Genomic DNA, 16,547 nt, shown 5'->3' on the forward strand with positions numbered 1-16,547 from the left:
CGCTCAGCGGCCGAGCGCGGCCATGCCTGCCTGCGGGTAGCGTGTACCGGCGGCGGCATCGGGCGGGAAGATCGCGTCGATGCGCGCCAGATCGTCGTCGGTCAGCCCGATGGCAAGTGCGGCGATGTTCTCATCCAGGAATTCCAGGCGCTTGGTGCCGGGGATCGGCACGATGTCCTCGCCTTGCGCCAGTACCCAGGCCAGCGCGAGCTGCCCGGGGGTGACCCCGTAGTCCTGCGCGATCGCCTGCACCTGTTCGACCAGTACGAGGTTGCGGTCGAAGTTCTCGCCCTGGAAACGCGGCGAATGACGGCGGTAATCGTCCGCCTCGAAGTCGTCGGGGGTGCGGATCGTGCCGGTCAGAAAGCCGCGGCCCAGCGGCGAGTAGGCGACGAAGCCCACGCCCAGCTCGCGACAGGCGGCCAGCGTGCCGGTGGTCTCGGGGTCGCGCGACCACAGCGAGTACTCGCTCTGCAGCGCGGTGATCGGATGCACCGCGCAGGCGCGGCGCAGGGTCTGCGCAGACGCTTCCGACAGGCCGAGATGACGGACCTTGCCCTGCTCGACCAGGCGCGCCATCGCGCCGACGGTGTCCTCGATCGGCACCTGGGGATCGACACGGTGCTGGTAGTACAGATCGATCGTCTCGATGCCCAGCCGCGACAGGCTCGCCTCGCAGGCGGCCATCACGTACTCGGGCCGCCCGTCGACGCTGCGCGCCTGGGGATCGTCCGGGTTGAGTCGGATGCCGAACTTGGTCGCCACGAACGCGTCGTCTCGGCGGCCCTGCAGCGCCCGGCCAACCAGCGATTCGTTGGTGTGCGGGCCGTACATGTCGGCGGTGTCGAGCAAGGTGATGCCCTGATCGAGCGCGTGGTGGATGACGCGGATGGCGTCGGCGTCGCTTTCGCGGCCGCCGTAGAACGCGCTCATGCCCATGCAGCCCAGGCCGAGCGCCGAGACGGCGGGGCCGCCGAGGCCGAGTTGACGGGTCTTCATGGTGTGGCTCCAGGGTCGGGGGAAAGGGGAGGCGAGGGGGTGGCCGCGGCTTCGCGTGCCGCCTCGGCTTCGCGGTCGGCGGCGGTCACGGTCTCGGCGCCGGGCGAGCGGGTATCGGCATGGTCGGGCGCGGACGTCGGCTGCGTGGGCCGGGTCCGCCGCGCACCGACGTCCTCGACGTCGTTGCGCAGCCGCGGCAGCGCTTCGGGATGATGCGCGGCCAGGAACGCCAGCATGCCTTCGCGGACGGCGCAGCGCAGGTCGAACAGCTCGCCCGAGTTGCGCGCGCTCACCAGCAGGCGGACCTCGATCGTGTGCTTGTCGGTCTCGGTGACCTGGGTCACGCACACGCGGCGGTCCCAGCGTGGATCGGCTTCGCACAGCCGCTGCAGTTCCGCACGGATCGCCGCGATCGGCGCACGGTGGTCGAGCCACAGGAAGGCGGTGCCGAGCAATTGCGCGCTGGTGCGTGTCCAGTTCTGGAACGGGTTGGAGATGAACCATTGCAGCGGCACCACCAGGCGGCGCTCGTCCCAGATCCGCACCACGACATACGTCGAGGTGATCTCTTCGATGCGGCCCCATTCGCCTTCGACGATGACCACGTCGTCGAGCCGGATCGGCTGGGCCAACGCGATCTGCAGCCCGGCGATCAGGTTGCCGAACACCGGCTGGGCGGCGATACCCGCCACCAGGCCGATGATGCCGGCCGAGGCCAGCAGCGCGGCGCCGACCTGGCGCACCTGCGGAAAGGTCATCAGTGCCAGCGCCACACCGACCAGGATCACCGTGCCCTGCACGACACGGCTGATGACGCGGGTCTGGGTCTGGATGCGCCGCGCAGCGAGGTTGTCCTCGACATCGACCGGGTGCTCGCGCAGGATGCGCGCCTCGACCGCACCCACCACGCGCGCCAGCAGCCAGGTCAGGCACAGCATCCCGCCGATTCCGAGCCCGTGACGCAGCGACCGCACCACGTCGCGATCGAGCGGCGTGTAGTTCAATGCGATCGCCAGGAACAGCAGCGGCAATGCGACCGCAGCCGGAATCGCCACCACCTGCGCGATGCGCGCGCGCAAGTGATCCTGCGCATGGCGGCGCGCGGTGCGGCGCAGTGCGCGCAGCGCCCAGTGCACGATCAGGCCGAGCAGCAACGCCGCCGCCAGCGGCCAAGCCACAGCGGCCAGGTAATGCCAGTCCAGCGTCATCTTGCCTCCGCGTCGAAACGGGAAAGCGGCGATCCTGCCCGAGCACCGGTCGATGGCATGTGGAGCGCGCGGCGCTTGGCCTGCGCACCGCACCTGCGCTTCAGCCGCGGCGTCGCATCCGGTGCAGCAACGCGATCACGAGCCACAGCCCGACCACGATGTAGGGCACACAGCTGGGCACCCACATCAACAGCCCGGCCAGTTGCTGGTCGCGCAGCGGGTCGAGGCCGATCAGCAGTGCGCGGTCGGTGTAGACCGGGTACAGCAGCCGCGGTGCGAAGGTCAGCAGCGCGCCAAGAAAGCCCATCTGCATCATCACCGCCACCAGCGCGACGAGTCCGCCGACGGCGCCGGCGTCGGGTGCGCGCAGCCGACGCCACACTGCCGCCCAGAACCACAGCCCGGCGATCAGGAAGCTGGCGTGCATCGCGCGGTGCAGCGTCGTATCGGCAAGCGCGGCCGAGGTCGAACCCGGCAAGTGCCACAGCCACATCGTGGCGGCATGCACCACGGCCGCGGGCGCGAGCGCGGTGCTCAGTGACGACAACGGCCGATGCAGGCCGCGGTGCAGGTGCGCGGACCAGCGTCTTGGCAACGCGGACGCGGCGATCGCGAATGGTCGACCCGCGAGCAACAGCGGCGGTGCCAGGGCGAGCAGCGTCATGTGCTGGGCCACGTGCGCCGACAGCGCGTAGGCGGCGAAGGCGTCCAGCGGCCAGACCATCGCCACTGCCAACGCGAGCACACCGGCTGCGAATGCGCTGGCCTCGCCGCGCGATACGCCACGGCCGACGCCGGCGCCACGCCACAGCCGCGCAAGTCCGCGTGCATACAGGCCTGCCATTGCGAGCAGCGGCAGCAGCGTCCACGGCGACAGCGTCCATGCGCTGGCGAGCGTGGGCGGCGGTCCCTCGGGCACGGCGGCGATCGCCGACGTGCCGGCGCAGGCGACAAGCAGGAGCAGACAGCGACAGGCGAGGCGCGACATCGCCGGCAAGCCTAGCAGCGGCCAGGTCGCGACGGCGGTGGCAGCGGCCCGCCATCGATGCGGTGCGGGCCCTCGCCCACGTCGGCTTGATCGCGGATGTCCTAGGCTGCGTGGATCCCCGTCCCGGAGTCGCCGGTGTACTTCTGGCTCAAGGTGCTGCACATCCTCGCGATGACGGTCTGGTTTGCCGGGCTGTTCTTCCTGCCGCGCTTGTTCGTGGCGCGACACCGACGCGAGATCGACGCCGAGCCCGCGTTCTGGAATCCGGTCACCAATACGCTGTTCTTCCGCGTCATGACGCCGGCCGCGCTGGTGACGATCGTCGCCGGCGGCGTGCTGATCGCGTTCGGCCCCAGTGGGGCGTGGCTGGTACTCAAGCTTGTCGTTGTCGCCGCAGCGGTGTTGCTGCACCTGTACTTCGGCCTGCTGCTGTACGAGCTGGGCCAGGACCGCGACCACCACGGGCCAGCGTTCTACCGCGCAATCGGCTGGGTGCCGCTGGTGTTGCTGTTGTCGATCGCCGCGCTGACCGGCGCCAAGCCGCACACGATCGGCGATCTGCCGCCACCGCCGCAGGCGTCGGCCCCGTCCCACTGACGGCGGTACACGGACGTCGAAGCGGGGCTCGATCACGTGGACGCCACCGGCAACGCGCGCTGCATGCGCCTTGATGCAGTGCGCCCCGAAGTGGGGCGCACCGCTGCCTGTCACTGGACGGTGTCGGCCTGCAGTAAACGACCGATCTGCGTATGCGACGGCGAACTGGCCAGATCGAGCGGCATCACCAGTTTGGGATTGGGGTGCGGGATCGCTCGGGCAGGCGTCTCGGCCGAGGCTTCTTCGAGCAGGGCGCCGGCATCGTCCACGTTGGCGGTGATCGGCAGTACCGACAGGCCCAGCCGATCGCGCACGGCATTGGCGCGTTCGCGCAATGCGGCGTCGGCCGGCGCGCCCTGCAGCGGCGGGGTCGCCGCCTTCGGATCGGTCTGCAGGTGGGTGCGGATGGCCGCCAGCGCCTGCTGGCGCTGCGGATGCAGCAGCCCCCAGACCTCTTCGAGCAGTGCCTTGGCATCGATCTTGGGGAACGGCAGATGCGTCGGCCCGGTCATCACGATGCGCGGTGCGAGCCGGCCCACTGGCTGTGCATCGCACTCGGCGAGGGCGCGATAGACGACCTCGCTGCAGATCATGTGGCTCGGATTGTCCTGGATCAGATGGTCGAGCGCTTCGCGCACGACGATGCGTGCCAGCCAGTTCTGCGGCCACTTGCCGCGGACCGCGACGACCACGCCCAGAAACGCCAGCGCATCGACCGGATAGGGAATGCCGATCATCGACTCGGCCTTGGCCAGCACGCTGGCACGGTCGGCCTCGTTGAGGGCACTGCCGTCGTGCGCGAGCGGACGATAGGCGTCGATCAGTACGATCTCGGTGGTGTCGACCAGGCGCTGCGCCAGCGGATACCGGCGCACACCCGAGGCGGCCGCCTCGATCAGATCGCCCTGGTCGGCCACGATCGCGGCATGGCTGTAGATGCTGTCGCCGCACCAGGCGATCAGCGTGGAGAGCTGACCGCTGCTGAGCATCAGCAGGATGTCGCCGGGCAACAGGTCCTGCTCGGTGGCCGGCGGCGGTGTCGATGTGTCGTGGGTCTGGGTCATGCGCGAGCGTCCAGGTGGGCGTTGGGAAGGGAAACGGGGGGTGGAGCGATGCTGACGCGGTCGCGACCGTTGGCCTTGCTGATGTACAGCGCGGCATCGGCGCGTGCGAGCAGGGTCGCCATCGCTTCGCCAGGCACGAACTGCGCCACGCCGATGCTGAGCGACAACGACACCGTCTGGTCACCGGCCGACAGCGGATGGGTGCGCACGGCGGTGCAGATCGCCTGTGCCGTCGCTCCCGCCTGCGCGAGCGTGGCCCCGGGCAGGACGGCCAGCAACTCGTCGCCACCGTAGCGGCCCAGTGCATCGCGATCATGCAGGCGGTTGCGGGCACGGGCGGCAACGATCCGCAGGCATTCGTCGCCCAGTGCGTGGCCATGGCGATCGTTGATGGCCTTGAACCGGTCGAGGTCGATGAACGCGACCGACAGCGGTGTCGCGCGTGCATCCGCCTGTGCGATCTCCGCGGCCAAGCGCTGTTCGATCGCACTGCGGCTCGCCACGCCGGTCAACCCATCGACCATCGCCAACCGGCTGGCGCGGTCGCGGTCGCGGCGCATCTCGACCATCGCATCGGCCAGGCCCAGTGTCAGCAACAGGCCAGAGGTGGCCAGGCCCAGATCCATGCCGCTGCCGACCCACGCCGGCGCGTTCCAGGCGCCCATCAGTTCGAGTGTGCGCAGGATGCAGAAGCCCAGCAGCGGCAGCCAGGCGATCGACAGGATCCGGGCCTCGCGCTGGCCGCGCCAGGCCTGGACCCACGCGACCAGCAGCAGGATTACCGACGACACCATCAGCCCGAGATTGCCCAGATAGGACAGCAACCGGCTGTCGAACAGCGCATGGCCGCAGGCGATTGCGGCCATCGCCGCCGCACAGACGCGCAGCACGATCGCGATCCGCGGCAGATGGCGATCCACGTCGAGATAGCGCGCCTGGAACAGGATCGCGAACAGACCGCCGAGCGAGGCCAGCACGCGCTGCGGCTGCAGCGATTCGCCGAATGCCGCCTCCAGCAGCGGGATGTCGCGGGCCTCGCCGCCCAGTACCAGCAGATAGGTCAACACGCAGGTCAGATTCGCGGCGAAGTACAGGTGCGCGCGTTCGCGCAGGCGCAACCAGAACGCGGCGGCCAGCAACAACAGCACCGTCGTCGCGCCGAGGCTGAAGGCGCGCCGGTAGGCGTAGTGCAGGTCCTCGCGCTGCACCTGCGCCAAGGGCGCGATATCGACGTGCATCGGAATCGACCCGTTGGCGATGACCCGCAGCCACACGGTCTGGCCGGCGCGCAGGCCATCGGGCAGGTCGATGACCAGCGCGCGCGGCGAATAGCGGTCGTCGGCATGCGCGCCGTAGACCCCGTGCCGCGAGGGCGTGTCCGCGCCTGGCGGCCACGCCTCGATCTGGTTGAGGAAGGGCGTGTACAGCAGCAGCTTGGGCGCCTCGTCGGCCGGAAAATCCATCCGGCTGGTGAGCTTCCACCACACGCCGCCGCGCTCGCGCTCGAACAACATGTCGGGGCGGTTAGGTCGCAGCGGGCCGGCCGTGTCCGCCGGCGGCGCATCGGCGCTCGCCGTTGCATCGTCCAGGCGCTGCAGTGTCCAGGCCTGCGCATACGTCGCGGTCGCGCACGCCCACAGCAAGGCCGCCGCCGCCCAACGAGCCACCATCCCCATGCCTGTGCCGCGTGCTCTCCCCGAGAGCGTGCAGAATATCGCAGGCCCCGGGCCGGCGCAGGCGCAGCGCCCTGTGGGGTTGCTCAGCCGCATTCAGCCTTCGCGTGATCGGGCATTGGTCGCGCGTGCCGCATGCCATGCCGCATGGGCCCGGCATCGACCGACCTGATCACTCCGCTGGCGGGGTCTTCTCCAGGTCGCGGCCTTTCGGCGTGTCCGCCTCCTCGTCGCCGTAGACCCCGACGCCGTGGCGAAAGCTCAGCGTGCCACCGAGCCAACCGGCGACCGCCACCAGCAGCGCCATCACCGCCGACGACAACAGGCCCCAGGGCCACACTGCGGCCACGGGGTCGGGCAGGCGCAACCACACGCCGAGCGCGGCCATCGCCAGCACCATGACCGCGACGATGAAATGGTTCCAGGCCGAGACGTGCCGCCGCACCACGCGGATCGACATCATGTCCATCGTGCCGACGATCCCGGCCAACACGCCAAAGCCCAGCCCGCCGACATTGAGCCAGAACGCCAGCTCCGCCCAAAACGGCACGCGCAGCCACAGGTACAGGCCGTCGGCGACGACGACCATCGACAGGAACGCGATCGGGAACGTCACCAGCATCGGATGGATCGGGTGCTTGGCGATCGCCACCACGCTCTCGACCGTGTGGCTTTGGGTCTTGGGGACGGGTTGTTTCAGGTCCTTGCGCATCAGGGTCTCGTTGGGCGCGTCAGGCGCAAGTGGGCAGCAGCGCGACCGGCAGCGCGGTGAACACGACCCCGATGGCCGCGACCAGCGCGACCAGCGCGGTCAGCAAGGGCAGGAAATGTCGGCGGTCGCCCGGCGGGCGGGTCGGCGCGGCGGCCTGACGTGCGCGCCAGGCCACACAGCCCGACCACGCGATGCCCAGTAGCGCGAGCAGTGTCACGCCCCACAGCGCCCAGGTCATGGCCTCGAGCCCCGCGACCGGCGTGCGGCCCAGCCCGCGCGCGCAGGCCAGCCCCTGCAAGCTGTAGACGACGACGAAATGCAGCGCCCAGACCGCGAGCGGCATGGCCATGCGGGTCAGACCCAGGCGACCCTCGGCCCGGCTCATAGCCACCTCGGGAACAGGTGCAGCACGCCCCAGGCGACCACGCCCTGGCCTACCGCGTAGCGCCAGAAGCCGGCGGCCACGCGCGACTCCAAGTTGCGTACCGCGTCCACATGGCCGCGGTGGATGCGCAGTGCGACGAAGCCGCCGATCAGCATCGCCACAACGACGTGCACCGCGTGGAAGCCGGTCAGCGTCCAGACCACCGACGCGTAGGCATGGACCTGGGGCGCACCGGTCGACTGCCAGATCGTCGGCAGGTGCAGCGCGAGGAAGGCAGCGCCGGCGACGAGGGCGACCCCGTGCCAGGCGATCGCGGTCCCGCGCCGCCCGGCGCGCAGCGCGCGCGGCGCGGCCCATGCCGACAGCAGGGGCACCGTCAGCGCGGCGAGTGCGGCGAGCGTCGGCGCCCAGGCCGCCAGCTGTGCGCCGCCGGCTGGCCAGGCCGGTGCGTTGAGCCACAGGTAGAAGTACGCGAACACCAGCGAAGCGAACAGCGAGCCATCGATCAGCAACGTCGCCACCAGCGCCCACCAGCCCGGCGCGTTGCGTGCCGCCGCCTGCGTCGGCAGGGTCAAGCCGGGTGCGACCTCGATCGACGCCGGCGCGTGGCGGTCGCCCGTGGTCCAGGCCCAGACCAGGAACAGGCCGATCAGCGGTCCTAGCATCAGCACCGACAGCCAATACTGCGAGGTGATGAAGCCGGTCAGCAACACGCCGATCGACAGCGCCGCCAGCAGCGGCCACCAGGTCGAGGTCGAGACCCGGATCACCTGTTCGGGGCGCGCCGATTGAATGCCCGTGCCGAGAATCTCGCGGCGCCCGTCGTGTGCCTCGCCGAGCAGACCGTCGGTGCGGGCGACCTCGTCGGCGATCGCCGGACGGTGCCACAACGGGTAGCGATCGCCGACTTCGGGCACCGAGGCGACGTTGTACGCCGGCACCGGTCGCGGCAGCGCCCATTCCAGCGTGCCGGCCTGCCAGGGATTGGCGTCGGCGCGGCGACCGAGCACGAAGCACAGCGCCACATCGATCAGGATCGCGATGACGCCGACCGCCAGCACGAAGCCGGCCGCGGTCGAGACCAGATTCAGCCAGTGCACGCCGAGCTCCATCGCATAGCTGTCGACGCGCCGCGGCAGCCCGACCAGGCCGGTCAGATGCATCGGCAGGAACGTCAGATTCATGCCGATGAACACCAGCCAGAAGCCGCTGCGGCTCAGCGATTCGGACGGCATGCGCCCGCTCGCCAGCGGCAGCCAGTAGTAGAGCCCGGCGAACATCGGAAACATCAGCCCGCCGATCAGCACGTAGTGCAGATGCGCGACGACGAAATGGGTGTCGTGCGCCTGCCAGTCGAACGGCACGAAGGCCAACATCACTCCGGTCAGCCCGCCGCAGACGAACACCACGAAGAAGCCGACGATGTGCAGCATCGGCACGCGCAGCCACGGCTTGCCCGACCACAGCGTGGCGATCCACGCGAACACCTGGATGCCGGTCGGGATGGCCACCATCATGCTCGCCGCACTGAAGAACGCCAGCGCCAGCAACGGGATGCCGACCGCGAACATGTGGTGCACCCACAGGCCGAAGCTCAGAAAGCCCGTCGCCACCAGCGCCAGTACGATCCAGGTGTAGCCCACGATCGGGCGGCGGGCGAAGGTCGGCACCACCATCGACACCACGCCGGCGGCCGGCAGGAAGATGATGTAGACCTCGGGATGGCCGAACAACCAGAACAGGTGCTGCCACAGCAATGGGTCACCGCCGCGCGCGACCTCGAAGAACGCGAAGTCGAACGCGCGCTGGATCTCCAGCAGCAGGCTGGCCAGGATCAGTGGCGGAAAGCCGAACGCGATCATGAAAGCGGTCACCAGCACCGCCCAGGCGAATACCGGCATGCGGGTGAGGTCCATGCCCGGCGCGCGCGTGATCAGGATCGCCACGATCAGCTCCACCGCCGCGGTGACCGCCGCGATCTCGGCGAACGTCACGCCGATCAGCCAGAAATCCGCACCCTTGCCCGGCGAGTAGGTCGCGTCGGTCAGTGGCGTGTACATGAACCAGCCGCCGTCGGGCGCCGCGCCGAACAGGAAGCTCGAATACAGGAACAGGCCGCCGAACAGATAGCACCACCAGCCGAATGCCGACAGCCGCGGGAACGGCAGGTCGCGCGAGCCGAGCATCTTCGGGATCAGGTACATCGCGAAGCCTTCCATGATCGGCACCGCGAACAGGAACATCATCGTCGTGCCGTGCATGGTCACGAACTGGGCATAGCGCTCGGGGTCGAGCACCTGCAGGCCGGGCCAGGCCAGCTGCAGCCGGATGAACATCGACAGCATTCCGCCGATCAGCAGAAACGCAAAGCCGGTGACGATGAAGCGCATCGCGATCGTCGAGTGGTTGACCGCGGTCAGCTGGCCGACCAGGCCGCGTCCGTTCGACCACACGCGCTCGAGCAGCGCCAGCCGCTCGGCGTGGCGCAGGCGGTCGCCCGGCGACGGCAGCACCGGATCGGGCCCCAGGCCGCCGCTCACAGCACGTTCTCCGAAGCGCGGTGGCGCGGCGGCGCGCGCCCGGCCGGGGCCCGCGCCGACGGCGGCTCGTCGGCCTGCGCCGGCGGCTGCGCGGCCAGCCACGCGGGTATCGCCTCGGCCGCCATCACCCGCACCGGGAACAGCATGCGCGCATGCTCCAGGCCGCAGAACTCCGCACACTGGCCGCGCATCGGCACGGCCGCGTCGGCGCGCAGGCGCAGGACGTTGACGCGGCCGGGGATCGCATCGATCTTGCCGCCGAGTCTTGGAATCCAGAAGCTGTGGATCACATCCTCGCTGGTGATGCGGAACTCGACCATCCGGCCCAGTGGCATCGCCAGTGCGTCGACACTCTCGCCCAGCACCGTGTCATCGCGATCGCGATAGCGGAAATGCCATTGCCATTGCCGGGCGGTCACCTCGACGACCATGTCCGGCGTCGCGCCCACCCCGGTCACCCGCGCGCTGGTCAGGCTGCCGTAGACCAGCAGCGCGGTCAGCACCAGCGTCGGCAGCACCAGGCCGCCCCACACCACCAGGCGCTCGGGCTGCCGCAGCGCCTGGCCGGCCTCGCGGCGGCGCAGCGCACGCCACAGCAGCGCGAGCACGAGCGCCCAGACCACGGTGAAGGCGCCGGCCATCAGCCACCAGCCAAAGGCGATCTGCGCCGCGGCCGGGCCGGCGGGGGCGAGCGCCGATTGCGGACCGGCGCAGCCGGCCAGCGCGAGGCCGCTCAGCGCGACGCCGGCGGCGATGCGGGCGCGAAGGCGCCGTGGTTGTCGGTTCCGATGCTCGATGATGCCGCCCCTGGGATGCACGCGCCGCGGTCGTGTCGATCGACACCACCCGCGCTGCACGCTAACGGCCGCTGCGGCCACGCGATGTGAATGCGCGCTGTCGTGCGCGCCGCGGCGCGGCAAGAGTCGGCGACCGGCTTGGCGGACACGCGCTCCCGCCGCCGCGGTTCAGCGCGGTGACGATGCCGTCTCACGGATTGAGACCTGGACCTGTCACGGTGCGTCGGTGAACCTAACCGACAAGCTCGCCGTGCTCGCTGACGCCGCCAAGTACGACGCCTCCTGCGCGTCGAGCGGTGCGAACCGGCGCGACTCGTCGAAGACCGGCGGCATCGGCAGTACCGAAGGCATGGGCATCTGCCACTCGTACACGCCCGATGGCCGCTGCGTGTCGCTGCTCAAGATCCTGCTGACGAACTTCTGCGTGTTCGACTGCGCGTACTGCGTCAATCGGGTGTCGAGCAACGTGCGCCGCGCGCGCTTCACGACCCAGGAGGTCGTGGACCTGACGCTGGATTTCTACAAGCGCAACTACATCGAAGGGCTGTTCCTGTCGAGCGGCATCATCCGCAACGGCGACTACACGATGGAGCAACTGGTCGAGGTCGCGCGCAGCCTGCGGCAGGACCATCGCTTCGGCGGCTACATCCACCTCAAGACCATTCCCGACGCCGCCCCCGAGCTGCTCGCCGCGGCCGGCCGCTACGCCGACCGGCTCAGCATCAACATCGAGCTGCCGACCGAGGCCGGCATGTCGGCACTGGCGCCCGAAAAAACCCACGCCGGCATCCACGGCGCGATGGGCGAGCTCAAATGGCGCATCGACGAAGACAAGGATGCGCGCCGCGCCAAGCGCCAGGCCGTGGGCGTGCGCCGGGCCAAAGCGCCGCGGTTCGCGCCGGCCGGGCAGAGCACGCAGATGATCGTCGGTGCCGACGGCGCCAACGATCGTCGCATCCTCGAATCGAGCAGCCGCATGTACGGCACCTACCGCATGCGTCGCGTCTATTACTCGGCCTTCAGTCCGATTCCCGACGCCTCCAAGACCCTGCCGCTGCAGGCACCGCCGCTGTTGCGCGAGCACCGGCTCTACCAGGCCGACTGGCTGCTGCGCTTCTACGGCTTCGATGTCGACGAGATCACGCCCGAGCCTGCCGCCGAAGGCGCGCCGGCCGCGGACGGCACCGAGGCGGGCATGCTCGATCTCGATGTCGATCCCAAGCTCGCCTGGGCCCTGCGCAACCCGACGCGTTTCCCGGTCGACGTCAACCGCGCACCGCGCGAGATGTTGCTGCGCGTGCCGGGGCTGGGCGCGCGCAATGTCGAGCGGATCATCGCCGCGCGTCCGCACGGGGCCCTGCGCCTGGACGATCTGGCGCGGCTGCGCGTGCCGCTGAAGAAGGTCATGCCGTTCGTCGTCGTGCCCGGTCACCATCCCCGCCAGCGCCTCGACGATCCCGTCCGCCTGCGCAGCGAACTGGCCCCGCAACCGCGCCAGGCGAGCCTGTTCTGATGGCCTGCGACGCATGGCACTTCTGCATCTCCCAGACCCTCGAGTTCGGATGAGCTCCTTAGAACGTGCGCGAAGAACACGTCCTTGTGCCCTCCCCCGTATACGGGGGAGGGTTGGGTGGGGGCCTACGTTCCGATCGCAGCGCCCTGTCGGCTTGCCCCCATCCCAACCTTCCCCGCTAGCGGGGGAAGGGGACAAGCGCAGTGGGTGGCCGTCGATGATGCAAACAGGCGAGCATCACGCTGCGGCGAACGCGCCGATGCAGCCCTCCCCCGTTTACGGGGGAGGGTTGGGAGGGGGCCAACGTTCCGATCGCAGTGCCCTGTGGGTTCGCCCCCATCCCAGCCTTCCCCCGTAAACGGGGGAAGGAGGCAAGCGCACCGCGCGTCCGTTGATGGGAAGAGGCCAGCCCCACGCTGCGGCGAACTCGCCTGCGCCGCCCTCCCCCGTTTACGGGGGAGGGTTGGGTGGGGGCCAACGATCCGATCGCATTACGCTGTGGACTCGTCCCCATCCCAACCTTCCCCCGCCAGCGGGGGAAGGAGACAAGCGCAGTCCGTGTCCGCCGATAGCGCAAGAAGACCAGCGCAACACCGTGCAAACCCGGGATTGCGACGTCGATGACGTCGAGCTCCGCCCACGCGCGGGTGACCGCGACGGTCGATCCGCCCTGGGATGCCGGCGCCTGGCGCAGTGCGGCGCGTGCTGCGCTGTGCGCGGGCCTGCCGCCCGAGCAGCTCGACTGGAGCGGCGGCGCGCAGGGCTCGCTGCTGGGCGGCCTGGACCTCGCCGCGTTGCCTGCGCAGCGCAGTGCGCCGCGCGTGCCGTCCGCGTTTCTGGCCCTCGCCGACGCCGTGATCTGCCATCGTGCCGACGACCGCCATGGCCTGCTGTACCGCATGCTCTGGCGCATCGCGCAGGGCGAGCGCGCACTGCTGCTGCGCGCGGCCGACCCCGACGTGCATCGCGCACGCACAATGGCCCAGGCGGTGCGCCGCGATACCCACAAGATGAAGGCCTTCGTGCGCTTCCGCGCCGTGCCCGGCGCCGACGAGGAATACGTCGCCTGGTTCGAGCCCGATCACTGGATCGTCGATCGGGTCGCGCCGTTCTTCGCGCGCCGCTTCGCCGGCATGCGCTGGGCGATCGTGACCCCGTACCGCAGCGCGTTGTGGGACGGCCAGACGTTGGCCTTCGCAGCGGGCGGCACGCGCGCCGATGCGCCGGCCGAGGACGCGCGCGAGGATTTGTGGCGCACCTACTACGCCAATATCTTCAACCCGGCCCGGCTCAACACCACGATGATGCGCGCCGAGATGCCGCAGAAGTACTGGAAGCACCTGCCCGAGACGGCGCTGCTGCCGGCGCTGGTGCGCGAGGCGGGCGTGCGCGTGCGCGAGATGGCCGAGCGCGAACATCAGGCGCCGCGTCGACGCATCCCGGTCGCGCCCGCGGCGCCGGCCCTGGCACCCGACAGCTTAGACGCACTGCGCGAGGCTGCACGCGATTGCCGGCGGTGCCCGCTGTGGCAACCGGCGACACAGACCGTGTTCGGCGAAGGGCCGGGCGATGCCCGCACGATGATCGTCGGCGAACAGCCGGGTGACGAGGAGGACCTGTCGGGCCGGCCGTTCGTCGGGCCCGCGGGCCGGCTGTTCTCGCGCGCGCTCGATGAGCTCGGCATCGACCGCGGTTCGCTGTATCTGACCAATGCAGTCAAGCATTTCCGCTTCGAGCCACGCGGCAAGCGGCGGCTGCATCGCCGCCCCGATGTCGCCCATATCGAGGCCTGCAATGGTTGGCTGCGCGCCGAGATCGCGCAGCTGAAACCCGAGCGCATCGTCTGTCTGGGCGCGACCGCCGCGCGCGCGGTGTTCGGGCCGGGCGTGCGACTGACCGAGGAGCGCGGGCTGTGGCGCACGCGCGACGACGGCGTGCGCGCCTTCGCCACCGTACATCCGTCGTGGGTGCTGCGTCAGGGCGATCCCGCCGCGCAGGCCCAGGCCTATGCCGGATTCGTCGACGATCTGCGTCTGCTGACGGCTGCCTGACGATAGAAGTGAGGTCTATGCGAGGCCGGTCGCCTCAGCGGCCCTGGGCGTGCTCGCCGCGCAGCGTCATGACCTTGCTGGCCATGCGCGCGACGACCTTGCCGTCCTCGCGCTGGATGTCGCAGCGGTAGTGCGCGATCGTGCGGCCGCGATGTTCGGCCCAGGCATGCGCGCGCAGGCGCGCGCGCCAGACCGGGCGCACGAACGTCGCGTCGAGGTCGATGCTGGTGAAGCTTTCGCCCGGCTGCATCAGCGTCGAATGCGCCGTGCCGATGGTCGCGTCGGCCAGTTCGCACAACAGGCCGCCGTGCACGGTGCCCTGCTGGTTGCCGTGGCGGTCGGGGTCGGCCTCCAGCTCGATGGCGGCCATCGCCTCGCTCACCGCGACGAGCCGGAAGCCCAGCAACTGCGAGATCGCGGTGGGGTAGCGCAGATGGATGGCGGCAGAGTCGACAGGTCGGCCGTCGATCAGGCGCTGCAGGTGGTCGAGGATCGGCAGACGCGGTGAGGCATTGGACATAAGCGCTCCTCTTGGGATTTGAGGCGTGGATGGCGTGTCGGCGCGGCGTCACCAAGCCCGCAGGTGAGACCGTTGCGCCGGGCAGCGTCCGCGTTTCGCCCGGAAGCGTGATCGCGTAGATTGGAGCAATCAAGAAATTGTCCTAGGGACACGTGCATGGCCACTTCCCCGGTCGCGGTCATCGTCGAGCGCCTCGCCGCGCAGATCCAAAGCGGCCGGCTGGCGCCGGGCACGGCCCTGCCCACCCACCGCCAACTGGCCGCCCGGCACGGGATCGCCGTCGCCTCGGCCAGCAAGGCCTATGCGCAGTTGCGATCGATGGGCCTGGTCGTCGGCGAGACCGGGCGCGGCACGTTCGTGCGTGAGCGCCCGCCGCAACGCGAGTGGGACAGCGGCGATGAGGCCCGGCGTAGCGCGAGCGCGGTCGACCTGTCGTTCAACCATCCGACTTGGCCCGGCCAGGCGGCGCTGCTGCGCGGCATGCTGCGCGAGTTGGCGACTTCCGGCGACCTGGCGGCGCTGATGCACCAGCAACCGCCCGGCGGGCGGCGCCACGAGCGCCGGATCGTAGCCGAGCTGCTGGCCGCCTCGCGCGGCATCGACGCCGATGCGGAGCGGATCGTGCTGGTCAACGGCGCGCAGCATGGTCTGGATGTGGTGGTGCGGGCGATGCTGCGGCCGCACGATGCGGTTGCGGTCGACGCCTTGAGCTACCCGGGCTTTCGCATGCTCGCCGAGCTGCAGGCGCTGGATCTCGCGCCGGTGCCTACGTGCGCCGACGGTCCCGATCTCGACGCCCTGGAGCGGCTGTGCCGCAGCCGCCCGATCCGGGCGATCTACGCGATGCCGACGCTGCACAACCCATTGGGCTGGGTACTCGACACCGAGCAGCGGCAGCGGCTGGTGGCAATCGCACGACGCCACGACTGCGTGCTGATCGAAGACGCAGCCTATGCGTGGCTGGCCGACCCGGCACCGGTCGCGCTGGCGACGTTGGCACCCGAGCGCACGTTCCACATCGCCAGCCTGTCCAAGAGCCTGGCCAGCGGCCTGCGCTTCGGTTATGTCGTCGTGCCTGCGGACGACGTGGTGCGGGTCAAGGCGGTGATCCGGGCCAGCCACTGGAGCTTGCCGAGCCTGGTGACGGCGATGGCGACGCGCTGGATCGCCGACGGCACGGTCGCGCAGCAGGAGGCCGCATTGCGCCATGACGCGCGCCAGCGCCAGGCGATTGCGGCCGACGTGTTCGCCGGCCTCGACCTGCGCGCGCATCCCGCATCCCCGTTCCTGTGGCTGCGCCTGCCTGAGGACCTGCGCATGGACCGTGCCGCGCAAGCGCTGGCCGAGCGCGGCATCGCGGTGTCCAAGGGCGAGGCCTACGCGACCGGTCGGCGGCGGCCGCATGCGCTGCGGCTGGGCTTGGGCTCGGTGCCGCTGGAGGCCCTGGAAGCGGTACTGCGGCGCGTGCGCGATACGCTTGAGCGGCTCCCGGTGTGAGCC

At 70.2% G+C, this 16,547-nt stretch carries 14 protein-coding genes; 4 read left to right on the forward strand and 10 right to left on the reverse strand.

Annotated features, from left to right (window positions below; genetic code table 11):
- Window positions 1–3: 3 nt before the first annotated feature.
- The 3 genes from BEN78_07720 to BEN78_07730 all read right to left on the reverse strand — a co-directional run bounded on the left by BEN78_07720 (window position 4) and on the right by BEN78_07730 (window position 3,126).
- On the reverse strand, window positions 4–999 hold the full coding sequence (locus BEN78_07720) for an aldo/keto reductase (protein ASR43278.1): 996 nt from the start codon (window positions 997–999) through the stop codon (window positions 4–6).
- Window positions 996–2,207 (reverse strand): hypothetical protein, encoded by a 1,212-nt coding sequence (locus BEN78_07725; GenBank protein ID ASR43279.1) that lies wholly within the window; start codon window positions 2,205–2,207, stop codon window positions 996–998. Before BEN78_07725 ends, BEN78_07720 begins: the two co-directional genes overlap by 4 nt.
- A gap of 100 nt (window positions 2,208–2,307) precedes the next feature.
- On the reverse strand, window positions 2,308–3,126 hold the full coding sequence (locus tag BEN78_07730) for a hypothetical protein (protein ID ASR45005.1): 819 nt from the start codon (window positions 3,124–3,126) through the stop codon (window positions 2,308–2,310).
- 240 nt (window positions 3,127–3,366) lie between these two features.
- Here BEN78_07730 and BEN78_07735 point away from each other — a divergent pair, with 240 nt between their 5' ends.
- Window positions 3,367–3,792, forward strand: a complete 426-nt coding sequence (locus BEN78_07735) for a hypothetical protein (GenBank protein ASR45006.1) — start codon at window positions 3,367–3,369, stop codon at window positions 3,790–3,792.
- 110 nt (window positions 3,793–3,902) lie between these two features.
- Here the strand turns inward: BEN78_07735 and BEN78_07740 are convergent, their stop codons facing one another.
- From BEN78_07740 to BEN78_07765, 6 genes are all read right to left on the reverse strand, one after another.
- Window positions 3,903–4,856 carry a hypothetical protein gene (locus tag BEN78_07740; protein ASR43280.1) on the reverse strand — a complete coding sequence of 318 codons (954 nt, stop codon included), beginning with the start codon at window positions 4,854–4,856 and terminating at the stop codon, window positions 3,903–3,905.
- Entirely contained in the window at window positions 4,853–6,532 is a 1,680-nt protein-coding gene (locus tag BEN78_07745) for a hypothetical protein (GenBank protein ASR43281.1), read from the reverse strand. The genes BEN78_07740 and BEN78_07745 overlap by 4 nt, the downstream gene beginning before the upstream one ends.
- 169 nt (window positions 6,533–6,701) lie before the next feature.
- Complete coding sequence (locus BEN78_07750) at window positions 6,702–7,241, reverse strand: hypothetical protein (GenBank protein ASR43282.1); 540 nt, start codon at window positions 7,239–7,241, stop codon at window positions 6,702–6,704.
- 19 nt (window positions 7,242–7,260) lie between these two features.
- The gene (locus BEN78_07755) at window positions 7,261–7,626 is read right to left on the reverse strand and encodes a hypothetical protein (protein ID ASR43283.1); all 366 of its coding nucleotides are present in this window, start codon (window positions 7,624–7,626) and stop codon (window positions 7,261–7,263) included.
- Window positions 7,623–10,115: a cytochrome c oxidase subunit I gene (locus BEN78_07760; GenBank protein ID ASR45007.1), complete on the reverse strand. Its 2,493-nt coding sequence runs from the start codon at window positions 10,113–10,115 to the stop codon at window positions 7,623–7,625. The genes BEN78_07755 and BEN78_07760 overlap by 4 nt, the downstream gene beginning before the upstream one ends.
- Before the next feature lie 47 nt (window positions 10,116–10,162).
- Window positions 10,163–10,984: a hypothetical protein gene (locus tag BEN78_07765; protein ID ASR43284.1), complete on the reverse strand. Its 822-nt coding sequence runs from the start codon at window positions 10,982–10,984 to the stop codon at window positions 10,163–10,165.
- Window positions 10,985–11,189: 205 nt separating this feature from the next.
- On the opposite strand from BEN78_07765, the gene BEN78_07770 reads away from it, so the two are divergent.
- The gene (locus tag BEN78_07770) at window positions 11,190–12,476 is read left to right on the forward strand and encodes a putative DNA modification/repair radical SAM protein (GenBank protein ASR43285.1); all 1,287 of its coding nucleotides are present in this window, start codon (window positions 11,190–11,192) and stop codon (window positions 12,474–12,476) included.
- Between the two features lie 620 nt (window positions 12,477–13,096).
- Window positions 13,097–14,527: a uracil-DNA glycosylase gene (locus BEN78_07775; protein ID ASR43286.1), complete on the forward strand. Its 1,431-nt coding sequence runs from the start codon at window positions 13,097–13,099 to the stop codon at window positions 14,525–14,527.
- A gap of 34 nt (window positions 14,528–14,561) precedes the next feature.
- Here the strand turns inward: BEN78_07775 and BEN78_07780 are convergent, their stop codons facing one another.
- The gene (locus tag BEN78_07780) at window positions 14,562–15,047 is read right to left on the reverse strand and encodes a thioesterase (protein ASR43287.1); all 486 of its coding nucleotides are present in this window, start codon (window positions 15,045–15,047) and stop codon (window positions 14,562–14,564) included.
- Between the two features lie 156 nt (window positions 15,048–15,203).
- Here BEN78_07780 and BEN78_07785 point away from each other — a divergent pair, with 156 nt between their 5' ends.
- Window positions 15,204–16,544: a GntR family transcriptional regulator gene (locus BEN78_07785; GenBank protein ASR43288.1), complete on the forward strand. Its 1,341-nt coding sequence runs from the start codon at window positions 15,204–15,206 to the stop codon at window positions 16,542–16,544.
- Window positions 16,545–16,547 lie beyond the last annotated feature (3 nt).

Origin of the sequence: Xanthomonas citri pv. mangiferaeindicae, assembly GCA_002240395.1 — a bacterium.
Taxonomy (GTDB): domain Bacteria; phylum Pseudomonadota; class Gammaproteobacteria; order Xanthomonadales; family Xanthomonadaceae; genus Luteimonas; species Luteimonas citri_A.

What these genes read in the sequence shown, in the direction of transcription:
- BEN78_07745 (ASR43281.1), bottom strand. Translation starts at nt 6,532, where the DNA reads ATGGGGATGGTGGCTCGTTGGGCGGCGGCGGCCTTGCTGTGGGCGTGC.
- BEN78_07775 (ASR43286.1), top strand. Translation starts at nt 13,097, where the DNA reads ATGACGTCGAGCTCCGCCCACGCGCGGGTGACCGCGACGGTCGATCCG.
- BEN78_07720 (ASR43278.1), bottom strand. Translation starts at nt 999, where the DNA reads ATGAAGACCCGTCAACTCGGCCTCGGCGGCCCCGCCGTCTCGGCGCTC.
- BEN78_07780 (ASR43287.1), bottom strand. Translation starts at nt 15,047, where the DNA reads ATGTCCAATGCCTCACCGCGTCTGCCGATCCTCGACCACCTGCAGCGC.
- BEN78_07755 (ASR43283.1), bottom strand. Translation starts at nt 7,626, where the DNA reads ATGAGCCGGGCCGAGGGTCGCCTGGGTCTGACCCGCATGGCCATGCCG.
- BEN78_07740 (ASR43280.1), bottom strand. Translation starts at nt 4,856, where the DNA reads ATGACCCAGACCCACGACACATCGACACCGCCGCCGGCCACCGAGCAG.
- BEN78_07725 (ASR43279.1), bottom strand. Translation starts at nt 2,207, where the DNA reads ATGACGCTGGACTGGCATTACCTGGCCGCTGTGGCTTGGCCGCTGGCG.
- BEN78_07735 (ASR45006.1), top strand. Translation starts at nt 3,367, where the DNA reads ATGACGGTCTGGTTTGCCGGGCTGTTCTTCCTGCCGCGCTTGTTCGTG.
- BEN78_07750 (ASR43282.1), bottom strand. Translation starts at nt 7,241, where the DNA reads ATGCGCAAGGACCTGAAACAACCCGTCCCCAAGACCCAAAGCCACACG.
- BEN78_07785 (ASR43288.1), top strand. Translation starts at nt 15,204, where the DNA reads ATGGCCACTTCCCCGGTCGCGGTCATCGTCGAGCGCCTCGCCGCGCAG.